The organism is Gordonia shandongensis DSM 45094, assembly GCF_000423025.1.
GTDB classification, from domain to species: domain Bacteria; phylum Actinomycetota; class Actinomycetes; order Mycobacteriales; family Mycobacteriaceae; genus Gordonia; species Gordonia shandongensis.
In genome coordinates, this window is the sequence record NZ_KE383969.1 from 97,639 (window position 1) to 122,085 (window position 24,447).

Consider the following 24,447-nt stretch of genomic DNA (forward strand, 5'->3'; position numbering starts at 1 on the left):
AGTTTCGACACCCCACTGGTTCAACACCCCATTGGCTATAACGGTGTTATTGGGGGAATATAACAGCGTTATGAGTCGAATGGAAGAGTCCTCGCCACAAGAGTCGGGCCCAGAAAAGGCGAATCCGGAGTCCATCCCCGCGCGAATCGTCGATGCCGCCTACCGCATCGTTCTGGCGGAGGGAGTCGACGCCCTCCGCGTCCGCCGAATCGCCTCAGAAGCAGGCGCATCCACAATGGCGGTGTACTCCCATTTCGGGAGCATCGCCGCCGTGGCCGGCGAGGTGTGCGAACGCGGGTTCACCGAATTCGACGCCCTGCTCCGATCCGGCGGCCCCAGCGACGACCCGGTCTCGGATCTCTTCTGCCAGGGCCTGCTGTACCTGCGCTTCGCCGTCGAGAACCCACACCTGTACACGCTCATGTTCCAGTACACGTCACCCGATTGGACGCCGTCTCGCAGGTCCCCGCTGATGTCCTCCGGCAGACCCACCGACTCGCCGGCCGGCAGAGCCGCCTTCGAATCGGTTCTCCACGCAGTCCGCGCGTCCTCCCCCCGGGATACCGACGAACTCGCCGCCCTCACCCACGCCGGGGTCGTATGGAGCACCGTCCACGGTCTCGCCATGCTTTCGATCACCGGTCACCTCGCCGGAGCGCGCGATCAGGTCTCGCGCCAAGCGTTCATCACTCTCGCGATAGGCATCGGGACACCGCAGGACACCGCCGAACGCTCCTTCGACGCGGCAATCGCACGGATCAGCTGACACCGTCGAACCGACGCGTCACTTCTCCGGGCCGTCGTGCCCCCGAAGGTCCTCGAGCGCCGCGCGAATCCGCTCGGTGTCCACATCGGTCCAACCGTCGGGCTCGGTGACGGCCACGTATCCGTCGAGAATCACGGTCCCGTAATTGTGCCCGTGCCCGTCCGGAACACCCGCAGCGTTCCCGAGGTCGGCGCTGACCTGCCAGAACGTGACGAGCGGGAACCAACTCATGGCGCCGACCCGGTCGGCGCCCGCCGGCTCGCGCAACCAGTCGGGCTTCGAGTACAGCAGGTCCGGCGACCACCACACCACCGGATCGGACCGGTGCTGGATGTACAGGACGCGCGGCGAGAGCCACGGCTTGTCACTGCGCCGAATACCGCCGGCATCGTTGGCGAACCGCACCACCAGACCGTCGGCATACGTGGGTTCGGCCTCCGGCGTCCCCGGATCGCGCCGCTCCACCAGGGAGCCCCACAACCGATTCGCTGCAGGCGGCCCCACCCACAGCACACCGTCGACCGTCGACCGGATCGCGTCGAGATCGTCGAAGGCGCCCTCACCCGCCTGCGTCCCGAGACTCTCCCCGTAGACGAACAGTCGCGGCCGCCGATCCGGCGGCTTCGTCAGCCACCGCGCATGAACGGCCTCGATCAACGCCCGCCCCGCCTCCGCCGCCTTCTCCCGATCGGCGACGAACGACAGCCAACTCGGGAGATACGAGTACTGTGCGGCGACGAGCGCACTGTCGCCGTTCTCGACGAGCTCCATCGTCTGCGCCGCCGTCGGATTCACCCACCCCGTCCCCGTCGTCGGAATCACGACGAGCGTCTTACGCTCAAAGGCGCCGGTCCGCTCCAACTCGTCGACCACCAGAGCCATCCGCGCCTCCGGCGTCGGCGCCGACTCCAGACCCGCATACACGCGGATCGGCTCCTTGGCCGGGCGCCGGGTGTACCGCTGCAGGTCGGCGGCCCGAATCCCGCCCGATACGAAATTCCGGCCCTCGAAGCCGAGCGTGTCCCACGCCGCCAACGACTCCGGACTCCCCGACTTCTCCGCGAGATCCGGTCGATCGGCGCCGTCACGCGTCGCATCGTTCTGCACGCTGAACGCCGAATTCAACACCGCATAGCCGCCGCGCAACGCGATCCCGTCGACCAGCACGAACGTGCCGAACAACACGATCACCAGCGACACCACCGACGCCGCCCGCCGCGGAATGCGCAACAACCGGTTCAACGACCGGGCGATCCAGCCGGTGAGATCACGCAGCGTCCGGTAGACGCCGACGATCGCGATCGCGATCAGTCCACTGAGCACCAGCGCACGCAGATAGCCGAGATACCCCGGAGCCGTCGTCTCCATCACCCGCGCCAACTCGCCCTGCCACCGCACCGCGGGGACCAGCATCACCAGTGCCGCCGCCACGCACACCACCGGCACACAGACGCGAAGAACCCGACGCACCTGCGGCGCAAACGGCCACCAGGAGAACCGCGGCAGCACCGCGCGACGCAACAGCGCGTCGACCCCAGAACCGACCGCATACCCCGTCGCCGCGGTGATCCCGCCGATCAACCCCTGGAACAGCCAGTCCCGCGGCAGCAGCGACGGCGTCAGCGACCACAGGTAGAACACCGTCGCGAACACCAGCGACACGGCGTCGATCCGCAACGTCCGCATCACGCGGACCACACCCGAGGCGAACCATCCCGAACCGAACCGGCCCGAGGCGCCGTCGACCACGCTCCCCCGCGCCCGACTCAGCCGAACAGTGCCGGCAGCGTGCCCTCGTGGACCTCGCGCAGCTCGTCGAGCGTCACCGAGAAGTGCCCCTGCACCTCCACCGAGTCACTGCCCTGGTCGACGACGCCGATCCGAGTCCACGGCATGCCGCGCGCGTCGAGCATCGAGCAGAACCGCGACTCCTCCGTGCGCGGGACGGCCACCAGCACCCGGCCGGACGACTCCGAGAACAGCGTGACGAACGGGTCCGCATCCGCGGGCAGGATCAACCGGCACCCGGTCTCGCCGGCGAGCGCCGACTCGGTGACCGCCTGAATCAGTCCGCCCTCCGACAGGTCGTGCGCCGCCGAGACCAGCCCGTCGCGGGACGCCGCGACGAGGATCTCCCCGAGCAGCTTCTCCCGTGCCAGATCGACCGTCGGCGGCACGCCGCCGAGATGATCGTGCTCCACCTGGGCCCAGATGGAGCCGTCGAACTCGTCACGCGTCTCCCCCAGGAGAATCAGCGTCTCGCCCGGCTCGGCACCGATGTCGGTCGGGATGCGACGGTGCACGTCGTCGATCACACCGAGGACACCCACCACGGGAGTCGGCAGGATGGCCGTCGACCCCGTCTGGTTGTAGAAACTCACGTTGCCGCCCGTCACCGGGATCCCGAGCTGTGCGCAACCGTCGGCCAGTCCCCGCACGGCCTGACTGAACTGCCACATCACCGCCGGATCCTCCGGCGACCCGAAGTTGAGGCAGTTCGTCACCGCACGCGGAGCCGCACCGGTCACCGACACGTTGCGGTACGCCTCGGCGAGCGCCAACTGCGCGCCCGCGTACGGGTCGAGATACGTGTACCGGCCCGACGTGTCCGTCGAGATCGCGATGCCGCGACCCGTCGACTCGTCGATGCGGATGACACCCGAATCGGCGTGCTCCGCCAGCACCGTGTTGCCGCGCACGTACCGGTCGTACTGCTCGGTGATGAACTTGCGGCTGCACAGCGCCGGACTGGCCAACAGCTTCAGGAAGGTCTCCCGAAGCTCGTCGGACGTCTCCGGACGCTTCAGTCCCGCCGTCGTCGAGGTGACGACGTCGTCCTGCCACGCCGGACGCTCCACCGGGCGCTCGTACACCGGCCCCTCATCGGCCACGGTCTTCGGCGGCACGTCGACGACGACGTCGCCGTGCCACGTGATCTCCAGATTCTCGCCGTCGGTGACCTCACCGATCACCGTCGCGAGCACATCCCACTTGCGGCAGACCGCCATGAACTCGTCGACGTTCTCGGGCGTCACGACGGCGCACATGCGCTCCTGCGACTCCGACGACAGCACCTCGGCCGGCGTCATCCCCTCGGCACGCATCGGCACCCGATCGAGTTCGATCCGCATGCCGCCGTCGCCCGCCGCAGCCAGCTCCGACGTGGCGCACGCGAGTCCGGCCCCGCCGAGGTCCTGGATCCCGACGACCAGATCGGCCTGGTAGAGGTCCAGGCAGCACTCGATGAGCACCTTCTCGGTGAACGGGTCGCCGACCTGCACGCTCGGCAGCTTCTTCCGCGACGGCCCGCCCTCGCTGTCGTCGAAGGTCTCCGACGCGAGCACCGAGACGCCGCCGATGCCGTCCAGTCCGGTCCGGGCGCCGAACAGGATGATCTTGTTCCCGGTGCCGGACGCGAATGCGAGATGCAGATCTTCCACACGGAGCACACCCGCGCACAGCGCATTGACCAGCGGGTTGCCCTGGTAGCTGGAGTCGAAGACCGTCTCGCCGCCGATGTTCGGCAGGCCGAGCGAGTTCCCGTATCCGCCGATGCCGCGGACCGCTCCGTCCAGGACGCGGCGGGTGTCCGGGTGGTCGACGGCGCCGAACCGCAGTTGATCCATGACCGCGATCGGGCGTGCGCCCATCGCCATGATGTCGCGGACGATGCCGCCGACACCCGTCGCCGCACCCTGGTACGGCTCCACATAGCTCGGACTGTTGTGCGACTCCACCTTGAACGTCACGGCCCAGCCGTCGCCGACGTCGACGACGCCGGCGTTCTCGCCGATACCGGCCAGCATGCCGGCCTTCATCTCGTCGGTGGTGGTCTCACCGAAGTATCGGAGGTGGACCTTCGAGGACTTGTAACTGCAGTGCTCCGACCACATCACCGAGTACATCGCCAGTTCGGCGTCGGTGGGACGGCGGCCGAGGATCTCGCGGATCCGGGCGTACTCGTCGTCCTTCAGTCCGAGTTCCGCGTACGGCTGGGACAGTTCGGGGGTGTCGGCGGCGTTGGAAACGGTATCGACCTGGGCGCTCACGACAGACAGTCTATGCGAGGCGTCGCGAGTGTCTCCGGTCCGGCCCCGAGCGCGTGGGGGCGCGCTAGAGTCACGCTCACACGAGGTTCGGGGGGGACCGCATGACGCACTGGACGACCCGTGGGGCGCAGGGGGCCCGTGAGGGACGAGAGCACGACCGGTACGGACCGGACGCACGGACACGGGCGCGGGACTGTCTGGTCGCCGGACTGACCGCTGCGGGGATCCTCGTCGGCGACCGTCCGCCCGACCGCGAGCGCGCCCGCCGCGCCCTGATCCGCGCCACCGAACTCGATCCGACCATGGGCGACGCGTGGCTCGGCCGCGTGGCAGTCGGCGATCGCTCCGGCCCGGTGCTGCTCGGGCTGTACCGGGCCCGATCGTCGATCGGTGCCGAACAGCGGCGCCTCGGACTGCGGCCGGGCGCCCTGGCCGGGCATCTGCCGACCGGCATGTTCATCGATCTGCCGATCGTCGACGCCGTCGACGCGTCCGCGGCGTACGCCGCGTCGCTGCTCGCGGGCGGCGACACCGATGGAGCCGCCGCAGTCCTCGACGACGCAGTCCTCGACGAACCCGGGCTCGACGGCGGCGCGGCGACCGCCGAGCCCTCGGTGAGGTTCTGTCGAGCCCTCGTGGCCCTGCGGCGCCACCGCTGGCGCGAGGTCCTCGACGCGGTCGCCGCCGGGTGGGACGACGAGGTGCTGGTCGCGGCCGCGGACTTCCTCGCCGGCTCGGCGTGCGCGCACCTCGGATTGTTCGACGAGGCCCTGCGCCGCCTCGACGCCGTCGACCGCTCGTGCCTGCACACCGCTCGCGCCCAGACCGCGTTCCTCATCGGGATGGTGCACAGGGCCCGCGGCGACGAGGCCGCCGCACGCGCGAGTCTGGAACGGTCCTCGGCACTGGATCCCGGGATCGAGGAGGCCCGCCGAGCCCTCGCCGACCCGACCTACCGACTGGCGACCGCACCTGACACCCCCGCACCTGACACCTCCGCACCCGACACCTCGGCACCTGGCACCTCGGCACCTGACACCCGGGCACCCGCCATCCCGGCACCGGGCTCGGTGGCAGCCGGCTCGACCGCACCCGATCCCTCCGGGGAGTCGGAACGCGATGCCGCGGTGGCGTCGGCGGTCGCCGAACTGTCGGCACAGGTGGGTCTCGCCGAGGTCAAAGAGCAGGTGGAGCGACTGCGGGCCTCGGTCACCCTCGCGCGTCTGCGCGCCGAACGGGGACTGCGCACCGGGCCCCGCAGCCTGCACCTGGCGTTCACCGGGCCGCCCGGAACGGGCAAGACCACCGTCGCCCGGATCATCGCCCGGCTGTACTGCGCACTCGGGCTGCTCGCCACCGACACCGTGGTCGAGGCCGGACGCGCCGACCTCGTCGGCCGTCACCTCGGCTCCACCGCCCCCAGAACCTCCGCCGTCGTCGACTCGGCGCTCGACGGCGTGCTGTTCATCGACGAGGCGTACACCCTGATCCAGGAGGGGCTCTCCGGCGGCGACGCCTTCGGCCGCGAAGCCCTCGACACCCTCCTGGCCCGCATGGAGAACGACCGCGACCGCCTGGTCGTCATCATCGCCGGATACGACGACGAGATCGACCGGCTGCTGGCCGCCAACGAGGGGCTGGCCTCCCGCTTCGCCCGGCGGATCCGATTCTCCTCCTACACCCCGGGTGAGCTGACCCGCATCGCCGAGTCGATCGCCGCGCAACGCGACGCCCGACTCTCACCGGAAGCCGCAGACGCACTGGAGAACGCGTTCACCGCCCTCTACGCCGACACCGCGGCCGGTCGACGGGCGTCGGACGTCGCCGGCAACGGCCGATTCGTGCGGAACGTCATCGAAGCGGCCGAGGAGGAACGCGAGCTGCGCCTGGCGGCCGACTCCGATCTGAGCGCGCTCGACGAGGCGGCGCTGATGACGATCACCGGCACCGATGCGGTCGCCGCTCTCGACCGACTCCGATAGCGACCCGATTTGCGTGGGATGTGGTGCGTCCGAGACACCGCATCCCACGCAACGCTGCCCCCTCACCGGACACCGCGGTCAGAACTCGACGACGCCGCGGGCATTCAGCAGGTCGATCACCTGCTGCACGCAGTCGGCACCGGCGTCGGCGAGCATGTGCCAGTCGAACTGCAGCTCACGCCACGACGCCGCCTCCAGGAAGTTCGCTTTCGCCAGGTCGTTCGCATGCCGCTGCCGGTCGCGGTGGTAGCTCCACCCGGAGATCTCCACGGCGACCCGCTGTTCCGGCCACGCGAAGTCCAGCCGCCACCGGCCACAGCGCAGCTGCTGCACCCAGCCGGTGACGCCCCAGCGCCGCAGCAGCGCGACGAAGAGGCGTTCGGCCTCCGATTCGCTGTCGGAGGCCGCGACACGGACCAGCCTGCGCGCCTCCACGATGCCGTGCATTCCAGCGCTGTCGGCCACCTCCCGCTCCAATGCGGCGAGGTCGACCCGCCCGGTCTGCAACATCCGATCGAGGAAGGCACTGCCCTCCGGCAGCTCCACCGCCGCGAGCAGCGCGGTGAGCGGCACCGTGGTCACCGCGAGTCCGCGGTGCCGGGTGACCGCGCCCGGCCGCAGCGCCCGGCGACTGACCCGCACCGAGACCGGCAGGTCCCTGTCGGCCGGGCGGTCCCGGCACGTGACGGTCACGGGGTCGGCGAGGTCCGGCATCATCCCGAACCACCAGGCGGCGGTGGTTCCGTCGGCCACACCGCGATGCGCGGCGACCACGATCCGCACCATCGCGGCCTGCGAGTACTCGTGAGATGCCGAGCGGAAGACGCCGGGCACCACGCGAATCCATTCACCGCGCTCCACCCGGCCGCGGACCTGCGTGCGACTGAGTCCGCATCCCAGGGCCTGCGCGGCGGTGATGACGCCGTCGCACGCAGCGAGTATCGCGGCCACCTCCGGGCAGTCCCCCATACCGGTTGGACGCAGCGCGGCCACGATCCGGTTCCGCCGCCACCCCGCCGGGCGTGGCGGCGGAGCCGTGGTCGCTACAGCCCGAACTCGGCGATGATCCGCTCAGCGACATCGGCCGGGGAACCGTCACCGGGACGGATCACCAGGTCGGGATCCGCGGGCGCCTCGTACGGCGAATCGATTCCGGTGAACCGCTCGATCTCGCCGGCACGCGCCTTGGCATAGAGCCCCTTGGGGTCGCGGGCCTCGCAGTCCTCGAGGGGCGTGTCGACGAAGATCTCGTAGAAGTCCAGCCCCGCCTCGTCGTGGATCTCCCGGGCACGGCGCCGCTCGGCGGCGAACGGGCTGATCAGCGAGACGAGCGCGACCGTCCCCGAATCGGCGAACAATGCCGCGACGTGCGCGGTCCGGCGAATGTTCTCGCGCCGGTCGTCGTCCCCGAAGCCGAGGTCGCCGTTGAGCCCGTGGCGGAGATTGTCGCCGTCGAGCAGATACGCGGGCCGTCCGCCGGCCACCAGGTGACGCTCGAGCTCCATGGCGATGGTCGACTTCCCGGACGCCGACAGCCCCGTGAGCCACAGGGTGACGCCGCGATGCGCGCGATGCTCGCGGGTCACCGTGCTCGACTGCCACACCACCTGGGAGTCGCGGGCGAGGGGCGCACTGATCATCCCGGCGGCGACGGTCGCATCGGTGGCCTCGTCGATGAGGATGAAACTGCCGGTGGCCCGGTTGCGACGGTACTCGTCGAACATCACCGGCTGCTGGGCGTGCAGCGAGACCCGGCCGATTTCGTTGAGGACCAGCGACGCGGCGTCCTCGTCGCGGTGCAGGGTGTTCACGTCGAGCCGATAGTTCAGGCCGGCGACCCGGACGCGGGTCTCCCGCGAACCGCACTGCATCAGGTACGTGGCGCCCGGCGTGAGCCGCGTGTCGTCGGAGAACCAGCACACCATCGCGTCGAGTTCGCGGCCCACGTGCGGTCTGTTGTTGGGTCGCACCAGCATGTCGCCGCGGACGATGTCGATCTCGTCGGTCAACGCGATCGACACCGCCATCGAGGCGAACGCCTCGTCGAGTTCGACGCCGCCGGGCCCCCAGATCGCGGCGACGGTGGTCCCGAAGCCGCCGGGCAGCGCGACCACCGGGTCGCCGACCGCGAGGGTCCCGCCGGCGACGGTGCCCGCGAACGCACGGTGATCGAAGCCGTCGCTGCGCTGGGGCCGGATGACGTACTGCACCGGGAACCGGGTGTCGCGGAGGTTGCGGTCGGACGCGATGTAGACGTTCTCGAGGTGGCTGAGCAGCGGCCGACCGGAGTACCAGGGCATCGCGGTCGAACGGTCGACCACGTTGTCTCCGCGGAGCGCCGAGATCGGGATGAAGGTGATGTCGGAGACGTTGAGTTTGGCGGCGAACGCGACGACGTCGGCGCAGATCTCGTCGAATCGCTCCTGTGAGTAGCCGACCAGGTCCATCTTGTTGACGCAGACCGTCAGGTGCGGGATGCCGAGCAGCGACGAGAGGAAGGCGTGCCGGCGGGTCTGCTCGAGCACGCCTTTGCGGGCGTCGACGAGGATGATCGCCAGATCGGCCGTGGACGCGCCGGTCACCATGTTGCGCGTGTACTGCACGTGCCCGGGCGAATCGGCGATGATGAACGTCCGCTCGGGGGTGGAGAAGTACCGGTAGGCGACGTCGATCGTGATGCCCTGTTCGCGCTCGGCGCGCAGGCCGTCGGTCAGCAGGGCCAGATCGGCGTGTTCGTCACCGCGGCGGGCGCTGGTGCGCTCGATCGCCTCGAGCTGGTCGGTGAGGATCGACTTCGCGTCGTACAGGAGGCGGCCGATCAGGGTCGACTTGCCGTCGTCGACGCTGCCGGCGGTCGCGATGCGCAGCAGATCCTTCGGTGCGGCCGAGACCGGGTCGCTCATCAGAAGTAGCCCTCTTTCTTGCGGTCTTCCATGCCGGCTTCGGAGATGCGGTCGTCGGCGCGGGTGGCGCCGCGTTCGGTGACCCGGGTGGAGGCGACCTCCTCGATCACCTTCTCCGGGGTGTCGGCGTCGCTCTCCACGCAGCCGGTGCAGGTCGCATCGCCGACGGTCCGGAATCGGACGCGGGCGCGCCGGCTCGTCTCCCCCGGATAGGTCTCGAGGAATCGGGTCGCGGCCAGCAGCATCCCGTCGCGCGGCACCACGTCGCGTTCGTGGGCGTAGTAGAGGGGAGGCAGTTCGATGCCTTCGCGGGCGATGTAGTTCCAGATGTCGAGTTCGGTCCAGTTGCTCAGCGGGAACACGCGGATGTGCTCACCGCGTCGGCAGTGTCCGTTGTAGAGGTTCCACAGTTCGGGTCGCTGGTTGCGCGGGTCCCACGCGCCGAAGGAGTCGCGGAAGCTGAAGACGCGTTCTTTGGCGCGGGCCTTCTCCTCGTCGCGGCGTGCGCCGCCGAACACGGCGTCGAACCGGTTCTCGGTGATGCCGCGCAGCAGGGACACGGTCTGCAGTCGGTTGCGGGACGCCCCGGGGCCGGTCTGTTCCACGGCGCGACCGGCGTCGATGTCGTCCTGGACGCTGCTGACCACGAGCCGCACCCCGGTCTGTTCGACGACGCGGTCGCGGAACTCGATGACCTCGTCGAAGTTGTGGCCGGTGTCGACGTGCATGAGCGGGAACGGCACGGGTGCCGGCCAGAACGCCTTCTGTGCGAGGTGGAACATCACCACGGAGTCCTTGCCGCCGGAGAACAGCATCGCGGGATTCTCGAAGGTCGCGGCGACCTCGCGGAAGATGTAGACCGATTCGGCCTCGAGTTCGTCGAGCGTCGTGCGCTCGTAGCGGCGGGCGGCACCGACGTCGTCGGCGGGCCGGGATCCGTCGGGGGCAGTGAGCATGGGAGCAATCCTCTTGACGTGTCGAATATTCGACACTTAATGTTGACTATATGACAGGAACGGTAGGGGACCGCGAACCCGGCCGTCAATCCCCACCTCTGCGATCACGCGGGACGCGGGCCGCCCGCCCGCAGCGGGCATCGCCGCCGACGCATCGCGTGGTCGCGATCATGACACTGCTCGTCGACCGCCCCGACGACCCCCCGACGCTCGCGGAGATCGTCCGGGAGACGGCCATGTCGCGAGCCACGGCACACGCCGTGGTGACCGAACTCTGCACCTTGGGCTGGGTCGGCCGGAACTCCGACAACACCTACCGCCTGGGCGTCGAGTTCCTGGCGACCGGACGCCGCGCCGCTCGGATCGACATCGTCGCCGGCGCCGCCGAGTCGGCCCTCGACCAGCTGGTCGCCGACACCGGACTGCCTGCCTTCCTGGCTCGGCGCGACGGGGATGCCATCGTGACCTCCGCCCACGTGGTGCCCGCGTCCGCATCGGCGGCGGGAGTCGGGATGCCGCCGCGGGGCACGGCACCGCCGCAGCGTCACCGGATGCGGGTCCGCCCGCCGCTGTGTCGCGAGTTCGTCGCCTGGTCCGATGAGCCGGAGCGAGAGGCCTGGCTCGCCCTGGCCCCGGCCGACCAGCGACGCCGACTCGTCGCCGTGCTGGCCGCGGTGCGCGAACGCGGATACTCGGTGGAGCGGATCACCGATCATCACCGGTCGGTCATCGACGCGCTCGGCGACCTGACCGAGATGCCGTCGACGGTGCGCGACCGGATGGCCGCACTGGTCTCGGAGCTGTCGGCGATCGACTATCTGCCCGACGAGCTGAGCGGCGAGGTGGGCGTGGTGAGCGTCGGCGCGCCGGTGTTCGACGCCGACGGCGCGGTGACGGCCGCGCTGGTGAGTCAGCCCGACGCGACGATGCCCGCGGCCGATCTCGCCGCGCTCGGCGACGCCGTGGTCGATGCGGCGGACTCGGTCAGCGCGGCCCTTGCCCCCTGATTCCGTTCCCCATTGCCGGACTCCCTACGACCACGGTAGATTTTCTACAAGAGGTACTTATTTTTATTGAGAGGACGACTATGCCCGATGTGACCCTGGATGTTCGCGAGATCCCGAAGCCGCAGCGCCATCCGAAGATCTTCGGCATCTTCGACTCCCTGTCGGTCGGCGAGGCCATCGTCCTCGTCAACGATCACGACCCCCGCCACCTCCACGACGAGTTCGAGGAGAAGCTGCCCGGCGGCTACGGCTGGGAGTATCTGGTCCGCGAGAAGCGCGATTACCGCATCCGGATCAGCAAGGCCACCGAGGCGCCGCCGGCCCGCAAGCTCGGCAACACCGCCGAACTGACCCGCCGCGACGTCGATGCGGCAGACGTCGCGTGGAAGCTCGACTTCGCCGGCCGCGGCCTCGACTCGAATCTCATCCGCCTGGCCGGCGGCGGGGCCATCGGCACCCACCGGGGCGGGGAGGTGGACGTCCTGGTGACCGTGCTCTCGGGGTCCGGAACGATGGGCACCGAGACCGGCGACGTCCCGATCACCGCCGGTGATCTGCTGTGGTTGCCGCACCACTCCCAGCGGTCGTTCACCGCGGGCCCCGGCGGACTGGACTACCTCACGGTGCACACCCACCGTGAACCGTCGTTGACCATCGAACCCTTCGACCCGAATCGGTGAGGACATGACCTATGTGATCGCACAGCCCTGCGTCGACGTGATGGACCGCTCCTGTGTGGAGGAATGCCCCGTCGACTGCATCTACGAGGGCGGCCGCGCCCTCTACATCCACCCCGACGAGTGCGTCGACTGCGGCGCGTGCGAGCCGGTGTGCCCGGTCGAGGCGATCTTCTACGAGGACGATCTCCCCGAGGAGTGGGCGCCGTACATCAACGACAACGCCGACTTCTTCACCGAGACCCTGGCCGATCGCGAGGCGCCGCTCGGCTCGCCGGGCGGCGCGATGAAGCTGGGGGCGATTCCGGCGGATGCACCCCTGGTGGCCTCGCTTCCACCGCAGCAGGCCGACGGGTGATGAGCGGGGTGCGATGAGCGGCCGACGAAGCATCCGGGCGGGTGATGTCCGCGAGGAGGTCCTCGCGGCGCTGCGGGCGGCCCGCGGACCGTTGGGCGTCGCGGAGATCGCCGCCGACATCGACGCGCCGGCGACGACGGTCCGCTTCCACCTGCGCACCCTGGTCACCGACGGCCTCGCCGACGCGGAGCCCGTTCCCGGCAGCGGTCCCGGCAGGCCGCGTCTGGTGTATCGCCCGCGGCGGGCGATGGATCCGTCCGGGCCGCGCAATTACGGGATCCTCGCCGAGATCCTGGTCGGCGCGCTCGACGGCGTCCCCGACGGCGAACGGCATGCCACCGAGGCCGGGCGGGAGTGGGGAGCGCGCCGGTCGGTGCCGACGAAGTCGGTGCTCGACGACATGATCGCGGTCCTCGACGAGTTCGGCTTCGCCCCCGAGGCCGCCTGCGACGGCGTCCTGCTGCGCCGTTGTCCGTTTCTGGAGTTGGCGCAGCAGCGTCCGCAGCTCACCTGCTCGGTGCATCGTGGGATCATTCAGGGGGTGCTCGCCTCTCATCGGACCGACCTGGAGTTGACGTCGCTCGAGGCGTTCGTCGACGGCGATCACTGTCTGGCGACCCTGTCCCGGGCAGCCGCCCCGTCCCGAGGAGACGATTCGTGATGCGCCGCTCCGTCGACATCGACCTGTTCATCGGCGCGGCTGCGCTCTTCGTGGTGGCCGGCGGCCTGGTGGCGGCGATCGCCCGGCCCCTCGATCTGACGAAGGGCAGTTGGCTGGCCGCATATCTGGTCCTCGTCTGCGGTGTCGCCCTGGCGGTGATCGGCGCGGCACAGCAGCACACGCCGTCGGCCGTCGCTCCCGGCGTCCGGATCGCGCAACTGGGCGGCTGGCTGGTGGCCAATGCGACGGTGATCGTCGGTTCGCTCGTCGACTCCCCCGCGGCGGTCGACGTCGGGGCGGTGCTCCTGCTCGTCGTCCTGTTGGGCACCGCGTGGGTGGGTCGCGGACTGGCGGCGTCGCGGCGGGTCGCGGCGTACGCCTATCTGGCCGTGCTGGTCGTGTTGGCGGTGAGTGCGCCGATCGGGATGATCCTCGCGCGTCGGTAGGGGGCTCCGACCCGCCGTATCCGTGCGGCGGTCGGCATGCCGACCTACCAACCAAGCACTTGCTAGGTTAGTCTCGAGGTATGAGCAACGCCGTCATCCCGCCTCCCCTGGGCCCCGACGACCTCGGCCCCGACACCTCACCGGTCGCCTACGAGACCGGCGGACCCGACGGAGCCGTCGCGTACGTGACCCTCAATCGGCCCGACTACCGCAACGCGCAGAACTCGGTGATGACGTATTCGCTCGACGCCGCGTTCCGCCGCGCCGTCGACGACTCCGCGGTCAAGGTGATCGTGCTGCGCGCCAACGGCAAGCACTTCTCGGCCGGTCACGACATCGGCACCCCCGAACGCGACTTCAACACCTACTACGAGAACACGGCCACCCTGCACTGGGATCACACCCGCGGCGACGACGAGCCCCTCGACAGCAACCAGCGTCTCGCCCGCGAGATGGAGGTCTACATGGGGATGTGCCGCCGCTGGCGCGACATCCCGAAGCCGATGATCGCCCAGGTCCACGGCGCCTGCATCGCCGGTGGACTCATGCTGGCCTGGTCGGCCGACTTCATCGTCGCCTCCGATGACGCGTTCTTCTCCGACCCCGTCGCCCGCATGGGCATCCCCGGCGTCGAATACTTCGCCCACGCCTACGTCCTCGGTGCGCGGCGGGCCAAGGAGATCCTGTTCACCGGCCGACGCTTCACCGCGGCGCAGGCACTCGACTGGGGCATGGTCAACCACGTCGTCGGTCGCGCGGAGTTGGACGCGAAGGTCGACGAGATCTGCGCGCAGATGACCGAGATGCCGATGCAGGGGCTCTTCCTCTCGAAGAAGGCCGTCAACATCTGCGAGGACCAGATGGGCATGCGCAACGCGATGGACTCGGTGTTCGGCTGGCATCACTTCGCTCACGCCGCGAACGACGCCGACTCCGGCGACTCGCTCGGCGGCATGGACGCCAAGAGCATGAAGAACGCCGCACAGAAGAACGCCGAACAGAAGAATGCCGCACAGGAGGGCACGGCCTGATGGATCTGTTGTTCGACGACGCCGCCCTCGCGTTCCGTGCCGAGGTCCGGCAGTGGCTCACCGAGCACGTCCCCGCGACACCGCTGCCGTCCATGGACACCGCCGAGGGATTCGAAGCGCACCGCGCGTGGGAGGCCGAGATGGCCGCCGACCGCATGTCCGTGGTCAGCTGGCCCGAGGAGTTCGGCGGCCGCGACGAGCCGCTGCTGCACTGGCTGATCTTCGAGGAGGAGTACTACCGTTCGGGCGCTCCGGGACGCGTCAGCCAGAACGGCATCTTCCTGCTGGCCCCCACGCTCTTCGAGCACGCGAAGCCCGAACAGCTCGCCCGCATCATGGGGCGGATGGCCCGCGCCGACGACATCTGGGGTCAGGCGTGGAGTGAACCCGAGGCCGGCTCCGACCTCGCCTCCCTGCGGTCGACCGCCACCCGCACCGACGGCGGCTGGCTCCTCAACGGTCAGAAGACGTGGAGTTCCCGGTCCAGCTTCGCCGACTGCGGCTTCGGGCTGTTCCGCACCGACCCCGAGCAGAGTCGTCACCGCGGCCTCACCTACTTCATGTTCGACCTGCGGGCCGAGGGCGTGACGGTCCGCCCGATCGCTCAACTCGACGGCGAACCCGGCTTCGCCGAGCTGTTCCTGGAGAACGTCTTCGTTCCCGACGATCCCGCCGACCCCGGCGCGTCGGGGGTGATCGGCGACGTCGACAACGGCTGGAAGGTCGCGATGAGCACCGCCGCGAACGAGCGCGGACTGTCACTGCGGTCACCGGGCCGCTTCCTGGCCGCCACCGACCGGCTCCTGACGCTGTGGCACGACCGGGGCGCCGACGCGCCGTCGACCGCCGCCACCGACAAGGGGGTCGTCGACGCCTGGATCGGCGCGCGCGCCTACGAGCTGTCCACGTACCAGACCGTGAGCCGTCTGGCCGCGGGCGGACAGCTCGGGATGGAGTCGTCCATCAACAAGGTGTTCTGGTCGCAGTGGGACATCGCCGCCCACGAGACGGCCCTGGACCTGCGCGGTCTCGACGCCGAACTCGACGACCCCTGGATGGACGGCTACCTGTTCTCCCTGTCGGGTCCGATCTACGCCGGCACCAACGAGATTCAACGCAATGTGATCGCCGAGCGACTCCTCGGCCTGCCCCGCGGAGACCGATAAGCCATGGACTTCCTCCTCAACGACATCCACACCGATCTGGCCGCGACCGTCGCCGCCGTCGGCGAGCGGGCGGGCGGCCCCGCGGTCGCCCGCGCCTGGAGCGAGGGCGATCGCGCCCCCGCGCTGACCGTCTACCGTCGGCTCGCCGAGGCCGGGATCACCGGTCTCCTGGTCGGCGACGATCTCGGCGGATCGGGCGCCGGCGCCACCGAGATGGTGGTCGCCCTGGAGCAGATCGGTCGCTGCGCACTCCCGGGACCGGTGGCCGAGACCTTCGCGGCCGTCCCCGCCGCCCTCGCCGCCGCGGGTGCCCGCGACGCCGTCGACGCCCTCCTCGCGGGCCGACCGGCGACTCTCGCCGCCGCCGACACCGCGTACCGGGCCGCGGCCCCCGCCGACGCGGACGTCTACCTGCTGCGCGACGGCACCCTGTCGTCGGCCGCGGTGGACGCCGAGCGTCCCTCGGTGGATCCCACCCGCATGGTCGCCGACGTCTCGGCCACCGCCCCCCTCGGGTCGGTCGACGAGACCGCTGTCGCGCGGTTGGGCGCCCTGGCCACGGCGGCGGAGCTCATCGGGCTCGGTGCGGCGATGCTCGACCTCACCGCCGAGTACGCGAAGTCGCGCAAGCAGTTCGGTCGGGCGATCGGCTCCTACCAGGCGGTGAAGCACCATCTGGCCGACGTCGTGATCGGGATCGAGATGGCTCGCCCGCTGGTGCACGGCGCCGCCGTCGGAATCGACGGCAACACCCTGGGCACCGACGTCGACGTGGCCCGCGATGTGGCCGCCGCGAAGGTCGCGGCCGCCGATGCCGCGTACTTCGCGGCCCGCCGGAGCCTCCAGGTCCTCGGTGCCATCGGCTACACCGCCGAGCACGATCTGTCGCTGTATCTGACGAAGACCCGCGCGCTGGTGTCCGCGTGGGGCACACCAGCCCGGCACCGGGCCCGGATCCTGGAGACCCTGTGACCGCATCGGAGACCATCGGGGCCGAGGATCGCGCGGCCCTCGCCGAATCGATTCGCGACCTGTTGCGTCGGCGGTCGGATTCCACCGCCGTCAGGGCCGCGATCACCCGGCCGGGCCGCATCGACCGCCCGCTGTGGGAGACGCTGTGCACCGAGATCGGTGTCGCCGCCCTCGCCGTCGACGAGGAGTTCGACGGCGCCGGCGCCACGTTCGCCGAGACTGCGCTGGCGGTCCGCGAGGTCGGCGCCGCCCTGGCGCCGGTGCCGGTGTTCTCCTCGGCCGTCCTCGCCGCGGGGGCCGTCCTCGCCGCCGGCGACCGGGAGGCCGCCGCCCGTCTGCTCGGCCCCCTCGCGTCCGGCGAGCGGATCGGCGCCCTGTGCTGGGCGGGCCCGCGGGGCTGGGAGCAGTCGGGGGTGTCGGCGGAGGCCGGCCTGCTGACGGGGACCGCCGAGTACGTCCTCGACGGCGAATCGGCCGACGTGTTCCTGGTGCTCGCCGGGCGCGCCGGTGATCCGGACGCCCCGCTGACCCTGCACGAGGTGGATGCGGCGACCGCCGGGGTCACCATGACGGCGCTGCCGCTCCTCGACCCGACACGCGCGCTGGCCCGCGTCAGTTTCGACGAGGTGCCGTCGACCACCATCACGTCGCCGCCCGACATCGCCGACCGTGTCCGGACGCTCGCGTGGGCTCTGCTGTCGGCCGAGCAGACGGGCGGCGCGGCACGCGCGCTGGAGTTGACCGTGGAGCACACCGCGGCGCGTAAGCAGTTCGGTCGGCCGATCGGCTCCTTCCAGGCGCTCAAGCACGCGATGGCCGACATGTTCGTGCTCGTGGAGGCGATGACGTCGATCTCGACCGCCGCCGTCGACGCCGTGGTCGCCGGATCCGACGACGCCGGTGAGCTCGCCGCGGCCGCCCACACCTATTGCTCCGAGGGCTACATGTCGGTGACCGGTCAGGCCGTCCAGCTGCACGGCGGCATCGGGATCACCTGGGAGCACGACATCGGGCTGCATTTCAAGCGCGCACAGGCCGACGCCCAGCTGTTCGGACAGCCGCACCGCTCGCTCGCGCTCGTCGACCTCGACGCCTGACGGGCTCCGCCGTCACTGGTGGCCGGCGAAGGTCAACGCGATCAGGACCACGTTGAGCACCACGATGGCGACGGCCGCCGCCGCGGACGCCCACTGCAGGGGCCGTCCGTCGGCGAATCGTCCCATGACCGCGGAGTCCGCGGTGTAGCGACGCAGCGGAATCACGGCGAACGGGATACCGAAGCTCAGCACCACCTGCGAGATGATCAGAGCCATCGTCGGGTCCACGCCGACCGCCAGGACGATGATCGCGGGCACGAGCGTCACCGCTCGGCGGACGATCATCGGGTACCGCTTCGTCAGCAGTCCCTCCATGATCGCGCCGCCCGCATACGAGCCCACCGACGTCGACGCGATGCCGGAGGCCAGCAGACCCACGGCGAACGCGACGGCGACGACGGGTCCGAGCGCGTCGCGGACGGCGGCGTGCGCCCCTTCGATGGTGTCGGTGCCGTCGCGGCCGGGGAGGTTGGCCGCGGCCAGGACGAGCAGTGCGATGTTGACCGTCCCCGCGACGACGAGTGCGATCACCACGTCCCACCGGGTGGCGGCCAGCAGCCTGCGGGTGCGCCGCTCGCCGCCGGCGTGCGATCCGGCGTCGCCGTGGCGGTCGACGACCAGCGAGGAGTGCAGGTAGATCGCGTGCGGCATGACGGTGGCGCCCAGCATGGAGGCGGCCAGCAGGACCGTCTCGGTTCCCGCGAGCCGCGGGACGAGGCCGCTCATGACGCCGCCGGCGTCCGGCGGGCTCACCGCGAGCCCGGCGAGGAAGCCGATGACGATGACGGCGAGGAGTGCGACGATGACCGTCTCGAACTGGCGTTGCCGACGTCGGTCGGCGGTGACCAGGAGGATCATCGACACCGCCCCGACGATCAGGCCGCCGAGCGGCAGGGGCAGACCGAACAGCAGGTTCAGGGCGATCGCACCGCCGATGACCTCGGCGATGTCGGTGGCACCGGCCACCAGTTCGGCCTGTCCCCAGAACAGGAGTCGCGAGCGCCGCGACAGTCGTCGACCGAGCAGCTGCGGGAACGTGCTGCCGGTGACCACGCCGATCTTCGCGGACTGATACTGCACCATGACCGCCATCGCGTTGGCGATGACCAGCACCCACACCAGCAGGTACCCGTATTTGGCGCCCGCGGTGATGTTCGCGGCGACGTTTCCCGGGTCGACGTATGCGATTGCGGCGACGAATGCGGGACCCAGCAGTCCTGCCGATCCCGCGTAGATCTTTGTTCGACTCCTCCTCAGCACGTGGTGAGGCTAGCCCATCGTAAATATTACGGTCAACCGAACTCTTAATCGTGGACGATCGAATCGCAGGTCTCCGACCTCAAACCACAAGGTCAAGGCCCCTCATCGCCGGTGGGGTTGACAATCCCCACCGGACATCGCACGCTGATCTCAACACAAATTGAACATTGTTCATAGCTTCCTCGTGAGAACTCGGATCCCCATGCGAACTGTCCACATCTTCGACGTGGCCCCACTGCGTCCACCCCTCGGCGGCGACGTGCCCACCCAGGCGCTGGTGGTGGTCGACGACGACCGGGTGACCGCCGTCGACGCCGGCTACCCGGTGGAGGTCTTCCACGATCCGTCCCCGATCGGATTCGAGGCCCGGTTCCTCCGCCTGCCGCCCCGACCCGACGCGGCGCTCGTCGGTCGCCTCGCCTCCGTCGGACTGTCGCCCGACCGACTGACCGACATCGTGGTGACGCATCTGCACAGCGAACACGCCGCCGGGATCGCCGACTTCCCGGAGGCGACGATCCACGTGTCCGCCATCGAACTCGCCGACGCGACCGAGCGGGCATCGCCGCGTACCCGCCTGTCGTATCGCACCCGCTTCTTCGCCCACGGCCCCCGCTGGCGGCCGCACACCGGCGGATCGTCCTGGTTCGGCGTCGCCGACTGCACCGAGATCTCCGAGGGGATCGTCCTGGTCCCTCTACCCGGACACACCGCGGGACACTGCGGTGTGGCGGTCCTGCTCGACGACGGGAACTGGCTGCTGCACACCGGCGACGCCGGCTACCGCGATCCGGTCAGCGGCCTGTCCGCAGCGTTCCCACTCGGACTGTACGAGCGGTTCACCGCCACCGACCGGGCCGCGCACCGCCAGACCCTCGCGACCCTCCGGAGACTGGCGGCCCGCGACGGCGTCCACCTGTTGTCCTCGCACCGTATCCCGCTGCGACTCCCCCTCACCCTGACCGCCCCCTCGATTCGAACGGGCCCAGCCATTCGATCAGGCCCAGCCATTCGATCGACTGAGGAGAAGCCATGACGCCCGCCCACACCGACGACACCGGAATCACCGTCACCAAGACCGTCGTGAACTCGGGGAACGACACCTTCGAGGCCCTCGTCGCCGTGCCGTCCGGCATCGACGGCCCCCGACCCGGCGTCCTGGTGATTCACGACATCACCGGCAGCGAGGTGGACATCGAGCGGAACCTGCGGATCATCGCCGACCGCGGCTACGTGGCGTTCGCGCCACTGCTGTTCACCGTGGGCGCACGCCGCCCCGCGGCGTGCGTCGTGTCGGCGTTGACCTCACTCGCCACTCGCCGCGGCCGCGCCTTCGAGGTCATCGAGCAGGCGCGCGCGACGCTCGCCGACCTGCCCGAATGCACCGGCAGGGTGGCCGTCACCGGATTCTGCATGGGCGGCGGCTTCGCACTGCTCGTCGCGGACCGGACGTATGCGGCCGCGGCGCCGTTCTACGGCTCGGTCCTCACACACGGCTTCGCCGGCCCCGACATGTGCCCGGTCGTCGCATCGTTCGGCGCCCGCGACCCGATCCTGCCGCGCGGAGAGAAGCGCCTCACGAAGGCGCTCGACCGGCACGGCGTCGAACACGACACCAAGACCTACCCCGGCGTCGGACACAGCTTCGCCAACCAGATGGACGATCGCATCCCGCCCGCCCTGCTGCGGGTGATGGGATTCGCCTACGACGACGCGGCATCGACCGATGCGTGGGACCGCGTCTTCGCCTTCTTCGACCTCCAGTTCGGCCGCGACGAGGAACGCCGATGAGGATCCGCCACCTCAACTGCGGAACACTGCGACCGATCGGCACCGCCGCCATGGTCTGCCACGTTCTGCTCCTCGAGTCCGACGACGGCCTGACGCTCGTCGACACGGGATTCGGACTCCGGGACGTCGCCGATCCCCGCGGTCGCCTCGGCAGATCGCTGATCACCGCGGTCCGACCGGACCTCGACGAGTCCGAGACCGCGATCGCTCAGATCGCCGCGCTCGGGTTCGAGCCCCGCGACGTCACCGACATCGTGATGACCCACCTCGACTCCGATCACTCCGGCGGCATCGACGACTTCCCCGCGGCCCGGCTGCACGTCAACGCCCGGGAGCTGGCCGACGCCGACGCGCAGCCGGGCCCCTCCCCCGCCGTGCGGTACCGCCCCTGGCGCCGATCCACGCGCCCGGCCCACGTGCAGTCCTACGACCGGTTTCCGGACAGCTGGTTCGGCCTGCCGGCCACGACCCTCGCGACGCACGGTGACGATCTCGCCTTCGTGACCCTCCCCGGCCACACCTCCGGTCACATGGGTGTCGCGGTGCGCGACGGCGACGGCTGGCTCCTCCACTGCGGCGACGCCTTCTATCACCGCGGCGGGGTCTCAGGCGGCGGGGTGGCGATGACGATGCGGTTCGCACAGGCGGCATCGGCTCGGCATCCGCGCATCGCCCGACAGACCCGGCGCCGCCTGGCGGATCTGCACGACCACGCGTCCGATACGGTGCGGTTGGTGTGCGCTCACGATGCCGTCCAATACGACCGAGCACGAGGGTGACCGGGAACAATGGCGTCGTGACCGGGAACATTGGAGTCGTGACCGACAGCAGCAGCAACAGCAGCGCCCCGCCACCGGACGCCCACGGCACCCGGTGGGGCGATCGCGAACAGCGCCGCCTCGACATCCTCCGCGCAGGCGAAGACCTGATCGTGTCGGGCGGCTACGACGCCCTGCGCATGCGCGATGTCGCAGCCGGCGCCGGCATCTCGCTCGGGACCGTCTACACCTATTACTCCACCAAGGAGTCGCTGTTCATCGCGGTCTTCGCCCAGCGACTCGACCGCATGCTGCCCGACCTCGAGCGTGCGGTCGCCGCCGCGCCGACCGCCGCCGCCGCCTTCATCGTCACGGCCGACGCCTACCGCGACGGCTACGCGACGTTCGGTCGGCAGTTCGATGCGCTGTCGCTCGTGACCGATGCGTCGGCCGTCCAGTCGGACGTCGCCGAGCATCTTCGCGCCGCCACGGCGCGCATGGTCACCAGTCTCGCCGGCACCCTCACCCGATTCGGCTACCGCGGCGACGTCGCGAAGGCCATGACGCTGCTGTGGTCGACGATGACCGGCCTGGCCAACCACTACAGCTCCGAGCGCCGCGAGTTCCTCCCCGTCGAGTGGAGCGCGGCCGTGGGCTTCACCGCCGAGACCCTCGCCGAGAGCCTCGGCCTGACCTGACGGGGTGCGGCCCCAGCCGTCACCGGGCGAGCGAGCGGCTGATCACCAGGCGTTGGATCTGGTTGGTGCCCTCGAAGATCTGGGTGATCTTGGCCTCGCGCATGAACCGCTCCACCCGGAAGTCGCGGGTGTAACCGTAACCGCCGAACACCTGGACGGCGTCGGTGGTGACCTTCATCGCGGCGTCGGTCGCCACCAGCTTGGCCACCGAGGCGTTGCGCGAGTAGGGCTGTCCGGCGTCGCGCCGACGAGCGGCGTCGAGGTAGGTCGCACGCGCCGAGTCGACGGCCGCGGCCATGTCGGCGAGCACGAAGCCGAGCCCCTGGTGGTCGATGATCTTGCGGCCGAACGCACTGCGCTCCTGCGCGTACCGGACCGCCTCGTCGAGCGCGGCCTGGGCGATGCCGGTCGCGACGGCGGCGATGCCGAGACGGCCGGAGTCGAGGGCGCTGAACGCGATCTGCAACCCCTGCCCCTCGGCGCCGATCCGACGGTCGGCGGGGACCACGGCGCCGTCGTAGTGCGCCGCGGTCGTGGGGACGGCGGCCAGGCCCATCTTCTCCTCGGGTCTCCCGAACGACAGCCCCTCGGTGTCCTTGTCGACCAGGAAGCACGAGATGCCCTTCGAGCCCTCGCCCGTGCGCGCGAAGAGGTTGTAGAAGTCGGCGATGCCGCCGTGGGTGATCCACGCCTTCGATCCGGTGACCCGGTAGCCGTCGTCGACCGGCTCCGCCTTGCACGCGAGGGCTGCGGCATCGGAGCCGGCCTGCGCCTCGGAGAGGCTGTACGCCCCGATCGTCTGTCCGCCGAGCATGTCCGGAAGCCACCGCTCCTGCTGCTCGCGGGTGCCGAAGGCCATCAGCGGATGGCAGGCGAGGCTGTGCACGCTGACCGCGACACCGACCGCCGCCCACCGTGCGGCGATCTCCTCGAGCACCTGCAGATACACCTCGTAGGGCTGACCGCCGCCGCCCCACTCCTCGGGGTACGGGAGACTCAACAGCCCCGCCTCGCCGAGGGTCGCGAAGACGCCCTCCGGGTAGGTCTCGTTCTTCTCGTGCTCGTCGACGATCGGGTCGAGGACCTTGTCGGCGATGTCGCGGGTCAGCTCGATCAGGTCGCGGGCTTCCGAAGTCGGGAGCAGGCGGTCGACGGCCACGGGGTTCTCCTCGCTGTGCAAACAGTACTGATTCCATCGCCAGAGTACTGTTGCCCGACCGGTACTACAAGAGCCACTCCAGTACTGTCCGGGGTAGAGTCGAACCCATGACCACGTCGACCGGGCCCGACTTCGCCACCCGGCGCCGCTCCCAGCTGTTCGACGAACTGCTCGCGATGTTCCTCGCCGAAGGCTTCGCCCACTTCACCCTCGACGCACTCGCCGCGCGGCTCCGCTGCTCCAAATCGACGCTGTACGCACTGGCCACCAGCAAAGGCGACCTGGTGCGCGCGGTCACCGTCCACTTCTTCCGCGGCGCGACCGCCGACGTCGAGGCCGCCGTCGCCGCCGCCGAACAGCCCCGCGACCGCATCAGCGCCTATCTCTCGGCCGTCGGCGACGCCCTCACCCCGGCCTCCGAACAATTCCTCACCGACCTCGCCGACTTCGCCCCCGCCCGCGAGGTGTACGAACAGAACACGGCCGTCGCGATGCGCCGCGTACAGGAGCTGATCGACGACGGCGTCGCCTCGGGATGGTTCCGCGACGTGCACGCCGCATTCGCCGCCGACCTCGTCGCGACCGCGATGGTCCGCATCCAACAGGGAGCAGTCCGCACCGAGACCGGCCTCGACGACGCCGACGCCTACCGCGAACTCGCCGCGATCGTGACCCACGGGATCACCGCGTGACAACACACCCCGCGTGAA

At 70.1% G+C, this 24,447-nt stretch carries 23 protein-coding genes; 16 read left to right on the forward strand and 7 right to left on the reverse strand.

What is annotated here, in order from left to right:
• Positions 1 to 79: 79 nt before the first annotated feature.
• Positions 80 to 766 carry a TetR/AcrR family transcriptional regulator gene (locus G528_RS0114950; protein WP_035720252.1) on the forward strand — a complete coding sequence of 229 codons (687 nt, stop codon included), beginning with the start codon at positions 80 to 82 and terminating at the stop codon, positions 764 to 766.
• Positions 767 to 784: 18 nt separating this feature from the next.
• On the opposite strand, the gene G528_RS0114955 is transcribed toward G528_RS0114950, so the two are convergent.
• Both G528_RS0114955 and purL read right to left on the reverse strand, forming a co-directional pair.
• The gene (locus G528_RS0114955) at positions 785 to 2,452 is read right to left on the reverse strand and encodes an alpha/beta hydrolase (protein WP_084638264.1); all 1,668 of its coding nucleotides are present in this window, start codon (positions 2,450 to 2,452) and stop codon (positions 785 to 787) included.
• A gap of 80 nt (positions 2,453 to 2,532) precedes the next feature.
• Positions 2,533 to 4,815, reverse strand: a complete 2,283-nt coding sequence (gene purL / locus G528_RS0114960; RefSeq protein ID WP_026919661.1) for a phosphoribosylformylglycinamidine synthase subunit PurL — start codon at positions 4,813 to 4,815, stop codon at positions 2,533 to 2,535.
• Positions 4,816 to 4,916: 101 nt separating this feature from the next.
• Here purL and eccA point away from each other — a divergent pair, with 101 nt between their 5' ends.
• Complete coding sequence (eccA, locus tag G528_RS0114965; RefSeq protein WP_084638256.1) at positions 4,917 to 6,797, forward strand: type VII secretion AAA-ATPase EccA; 1,881 nt, start codon at positions 4,917 to 4,919, stop codon at positions 6,795 to 6,797.
• A 78-nt stretch (positions 6,798 to 6,875) separates the two neighbouring features.
• On the opposite strand, the gene G528_RS0114970 is transcribed toward eccA, so the two are convergent.
• From G528_RS0114970 to cysD, 3 genes are read right to left on the reverse strand one after another with little or no spacing between them, the layout of a single operon-like run.
• Positions 6,876 to 7,790 (reverse strand): type IV toxin-antitoxin system AbiEi family antitoxin domain-containing protein, encoded by a 915-nt coding sequence (locus G528_RS0114970; RefSeq protein ID WP_245569797.1) that lies wholly within the window; start codon positions 7,788 to 7,790, stop codon positions 6,876 to 6,878.
• 50 nt (positions 7,791 to 7,840) lie between these two features.
• Positions 7,841 to 9,700 carry an adenylyl-sulfate kinase gene (gene cysC / locus G528_RS0114975; RefSeq protein WP_026919664.1) on the reverse strand — a complete coding sequence of 620 codons (1,860 nt, stop codon included), beginning with the start codon at positions 9,698 to 9,700 and terminating at the stop codon, positions 7,841 to 7,843.
• Positions 9,700 to 10,656, reverse strand: coding sequence for a sulfate adenylyltransferase subunit CysD (cysD, locus tag G528_RS0114980; RefSeq protein WP_026919665.1), 957 nt, complete (start codon positions 10,654 to 10,656; stop codon positions 9,700 to 9,702). Before cysD ends, cysC begins: the two co-directional genes overlap by 1 nt.
• Positions 10,657 to 10,706: 50 nt before the next feature.
• On the opposite strand from cysD, the gene G528_RS0114985 reads away from it, so the two are divergent.
• From G528_RS0114985 to G528_RS0115025, 9 genes are all read left to right on the forward strand, one after another.
• Complete coding sequence (locus G528_RS0114985) at positions 10,707 to 11,663, forward strand: IclR family transcriptional regulator (protein WP_026919666.1); 957 nt, start codon at positions 10,707 to 10,709, stop codon at positions 11,661 to 11,663.
• An 80-nt stretch (positions 11,664 to 11,743) separates the two neighbouring features.
• The gene (locus tag G528_RS0114990) at positions 11,744 to 12,343 is read left to right on the forward strand and encodes a DUF2249 domain-containing protein (RefSeq protein ID WP_026919667.1); all 600 of its coding nucleotides are present in this window, start codon (positions 11,744 to 11,746) and stop codon (positions 12,341 to 12,343) included.
• Between the two features lie 4 nt (positions 12,344 to 12,347).
• A complete protein-coding gene (fdxA, locus tag G528_RS0114995) occupies positions 12,348 to 12,698 on the forward strand; it encodes a ferredoxin (RefSeq protein WP_026919668.1) in 351 nt (116 codons plus the stop codon).
• Between the two features lie 13 nt (positions 12,699 to 12,711).
• Complete coding sequence (locus tag G528_RS0115000; protein ID WP_035720253.1) at positions 12,712 to 13,359, forward strand: helix-turn-helix transcriptional regulator; 648 nt, start codon at positions 12,712 to 12,714, stop codon at positions 13,357 to 13,359.
• Positions 13,359 to 13,805 (forward strand): hypothetical protein, encoded by a 447-nt coding sequence (locus G528_RS0115005; RefSeq protein ID WP_035720290.1) that lies wholly within the window; start codon positions 13,359 to 13,361, stop codon positions 13,803 to 13,805. Before G528_RS0115000 ends, G528_RS0115005 begins: the two co-directional genes overlap by 1 nt.
• Before the next feature lie 80 nt (positions 13,806 to 13,885).
• Positions 13,886 to 14,836, forward strand: coding sequence for an enoyl-CoA hydratase (locus G528_RS0115010; RefSeq protein ID WP_026919671.1), 951 nt, complete (start codon positions 13,886 to 13,888; stop codon positions 14,834 to 14,836).
• Entirely contained in the window at positions 14,836 to 16,002 is a 1,167-nt protein-coding gene (locus G528_RS0115015) for an acyl-CoA dehydrogenase family protein (RefSeq protein WP_026919672.1), read from the forward strand. The genes G528_RS0115010 and G528_RS0115015 overlap by 1 nt, the downstream gene beginning before the upstream one ends.
• 3 nt (positions 16,003 to 16,005) lie before the next feature.
• Positions 16,006 to 16,974, forward strand: a complete 969-nt coding sequence (locus G528_RS0115020) for an acyl-CoA dehydrogenase family protein (RefSeq protein ID WP_026919673.1) — start codon at positions 16,006 to 16,008, stop codon at positions 16,972 to 16,974.
• The gene (locus G528_RS0115025) at positions 16,971 to 18,071 is read left to right on the forward strand and encodes an acyl-CoA dehydrogenase family protein (RefSeq protein WP_026919674.1); all 1,101 of its coding nucleotides are present in this window, start codon (positions 16,971 to 16,973) and stop codon (positions 18,069 to 18,071) included. The genes G528_RS0115020 and G528_RS0115025 overlap by 4 nt, the downstream gene beginning before the upstream one ends.
• Before the next feature lie 12 nt (positions 18,072 to 18,083).
• On the opposite strand, the gene G528_RS17805 is transcribed toward G528_RS0115025, so the two are convergent.
• Complete coding sequence (locus G528_RS17805; RefSeq protein WP_051198875.1) at positions 18,084 to 19,331, reverse strand: Nramp family divalent metal transporter; 1,248 nt, start codon at positions 19,329 to 19,331, stop codon at positions 18,084 to 18,086.
• A 202-nt stretch (positions 19,332 to 19,533) separates the two neighbouring features.
• On the opposite strand from G528_RS17805, the gene G528_RS17810 reads away from it, so the two are divergent.
• From G528_RS17810 to G528_RS0115050, 4 genes are read left to right on the forward strand one after another with little or no spacing between them, the layout of a single operon-like run.
• A complete protein-coding gene (locus tag G528_RS17810; RefSeq protein ID WP_051198876.1) occupies positions 19,534 to 20,367 on the forward strand; it encodes an MBL fold metallo-hydrolase in 834 nt (277 codons plus the stop codon).
• Complete coding sequence (locus G528_RS0115040) at positions 20,364 to 21,122, forward strand: dienelactone hydrolase family protein (RefSeq protein ID WP_084638257.1); 759 nt, start codon at positions 20,364 to 20,366, stop codon at positions 21,120 to 21,122. The genes G528_RS17810 and G528_RS0115040 overlap by 4 nt, the downstream gene beginning before the upstream one ends.
• The gene (locus G528_RS0115045; protein ID WP_026919676.1) at positions 21,119 to 21,901 is read left to right on the forward strand and encodes an MBL fold metallo-hydrolase; all 783 of its coding nucleotides are present in this window, start codon (positions 21,119 to 21,121) and stop codon (positions 21,899 to 21,901) included. Before G528_RS0115040 ends, G528_RS0115045 begins: the two co-directional genes overlap by 4 nt.
• A gap of 38 nt (positions 21,902 to 21,939) precedes the next feature.
• Entirely contained in the window at positions 21,940 to 22,578 is a 639-nt protein-coding gene (locus G528_RS0115050) for a TetR/AcrR family transcriptional regulator (RefSeq protein WP_156890474.1), read from the forward strand.
• A 19-nt stretch (positions 22,579 to 22,597) separates the two neighbouring features.
• Here G528_RS0115050 and G528_RS0115055 read toward each other — a convergent pair whose 3' ends face one another.
• On the reverse strand, positions 22,598 to 23,737 hold the full coding sequence (locus tag G528_RS0115055) for an acyl-CoA dehydrogenase family protein (protein WP_026919678.1): 1,140 nt from the start codon (positions 23,735 to 23,737) through the stop codon (positions 22,598 to 22,600).
• Between the two features lie 107 nt (positions 23,738 to 23,844).
• On the opposite strand from G528_RS0115055, the gene G528_RS0115060 reads away from it, so the two are divergent.
• Positions 23,845 to 24,429: a TetR/AcrR family transcriptional regulator gene (locus G528_RS0115060; RefSeq protein WP_026919679.1), complete on the forward strand. Its 585-nt coding sequence runs from the start codon at positions 23,845 to 23,847 to the stop codon at positions 24,427 to 24,429.
• Positions 24,430 to 24,447 lie beyond the last annotated feature (18 nt).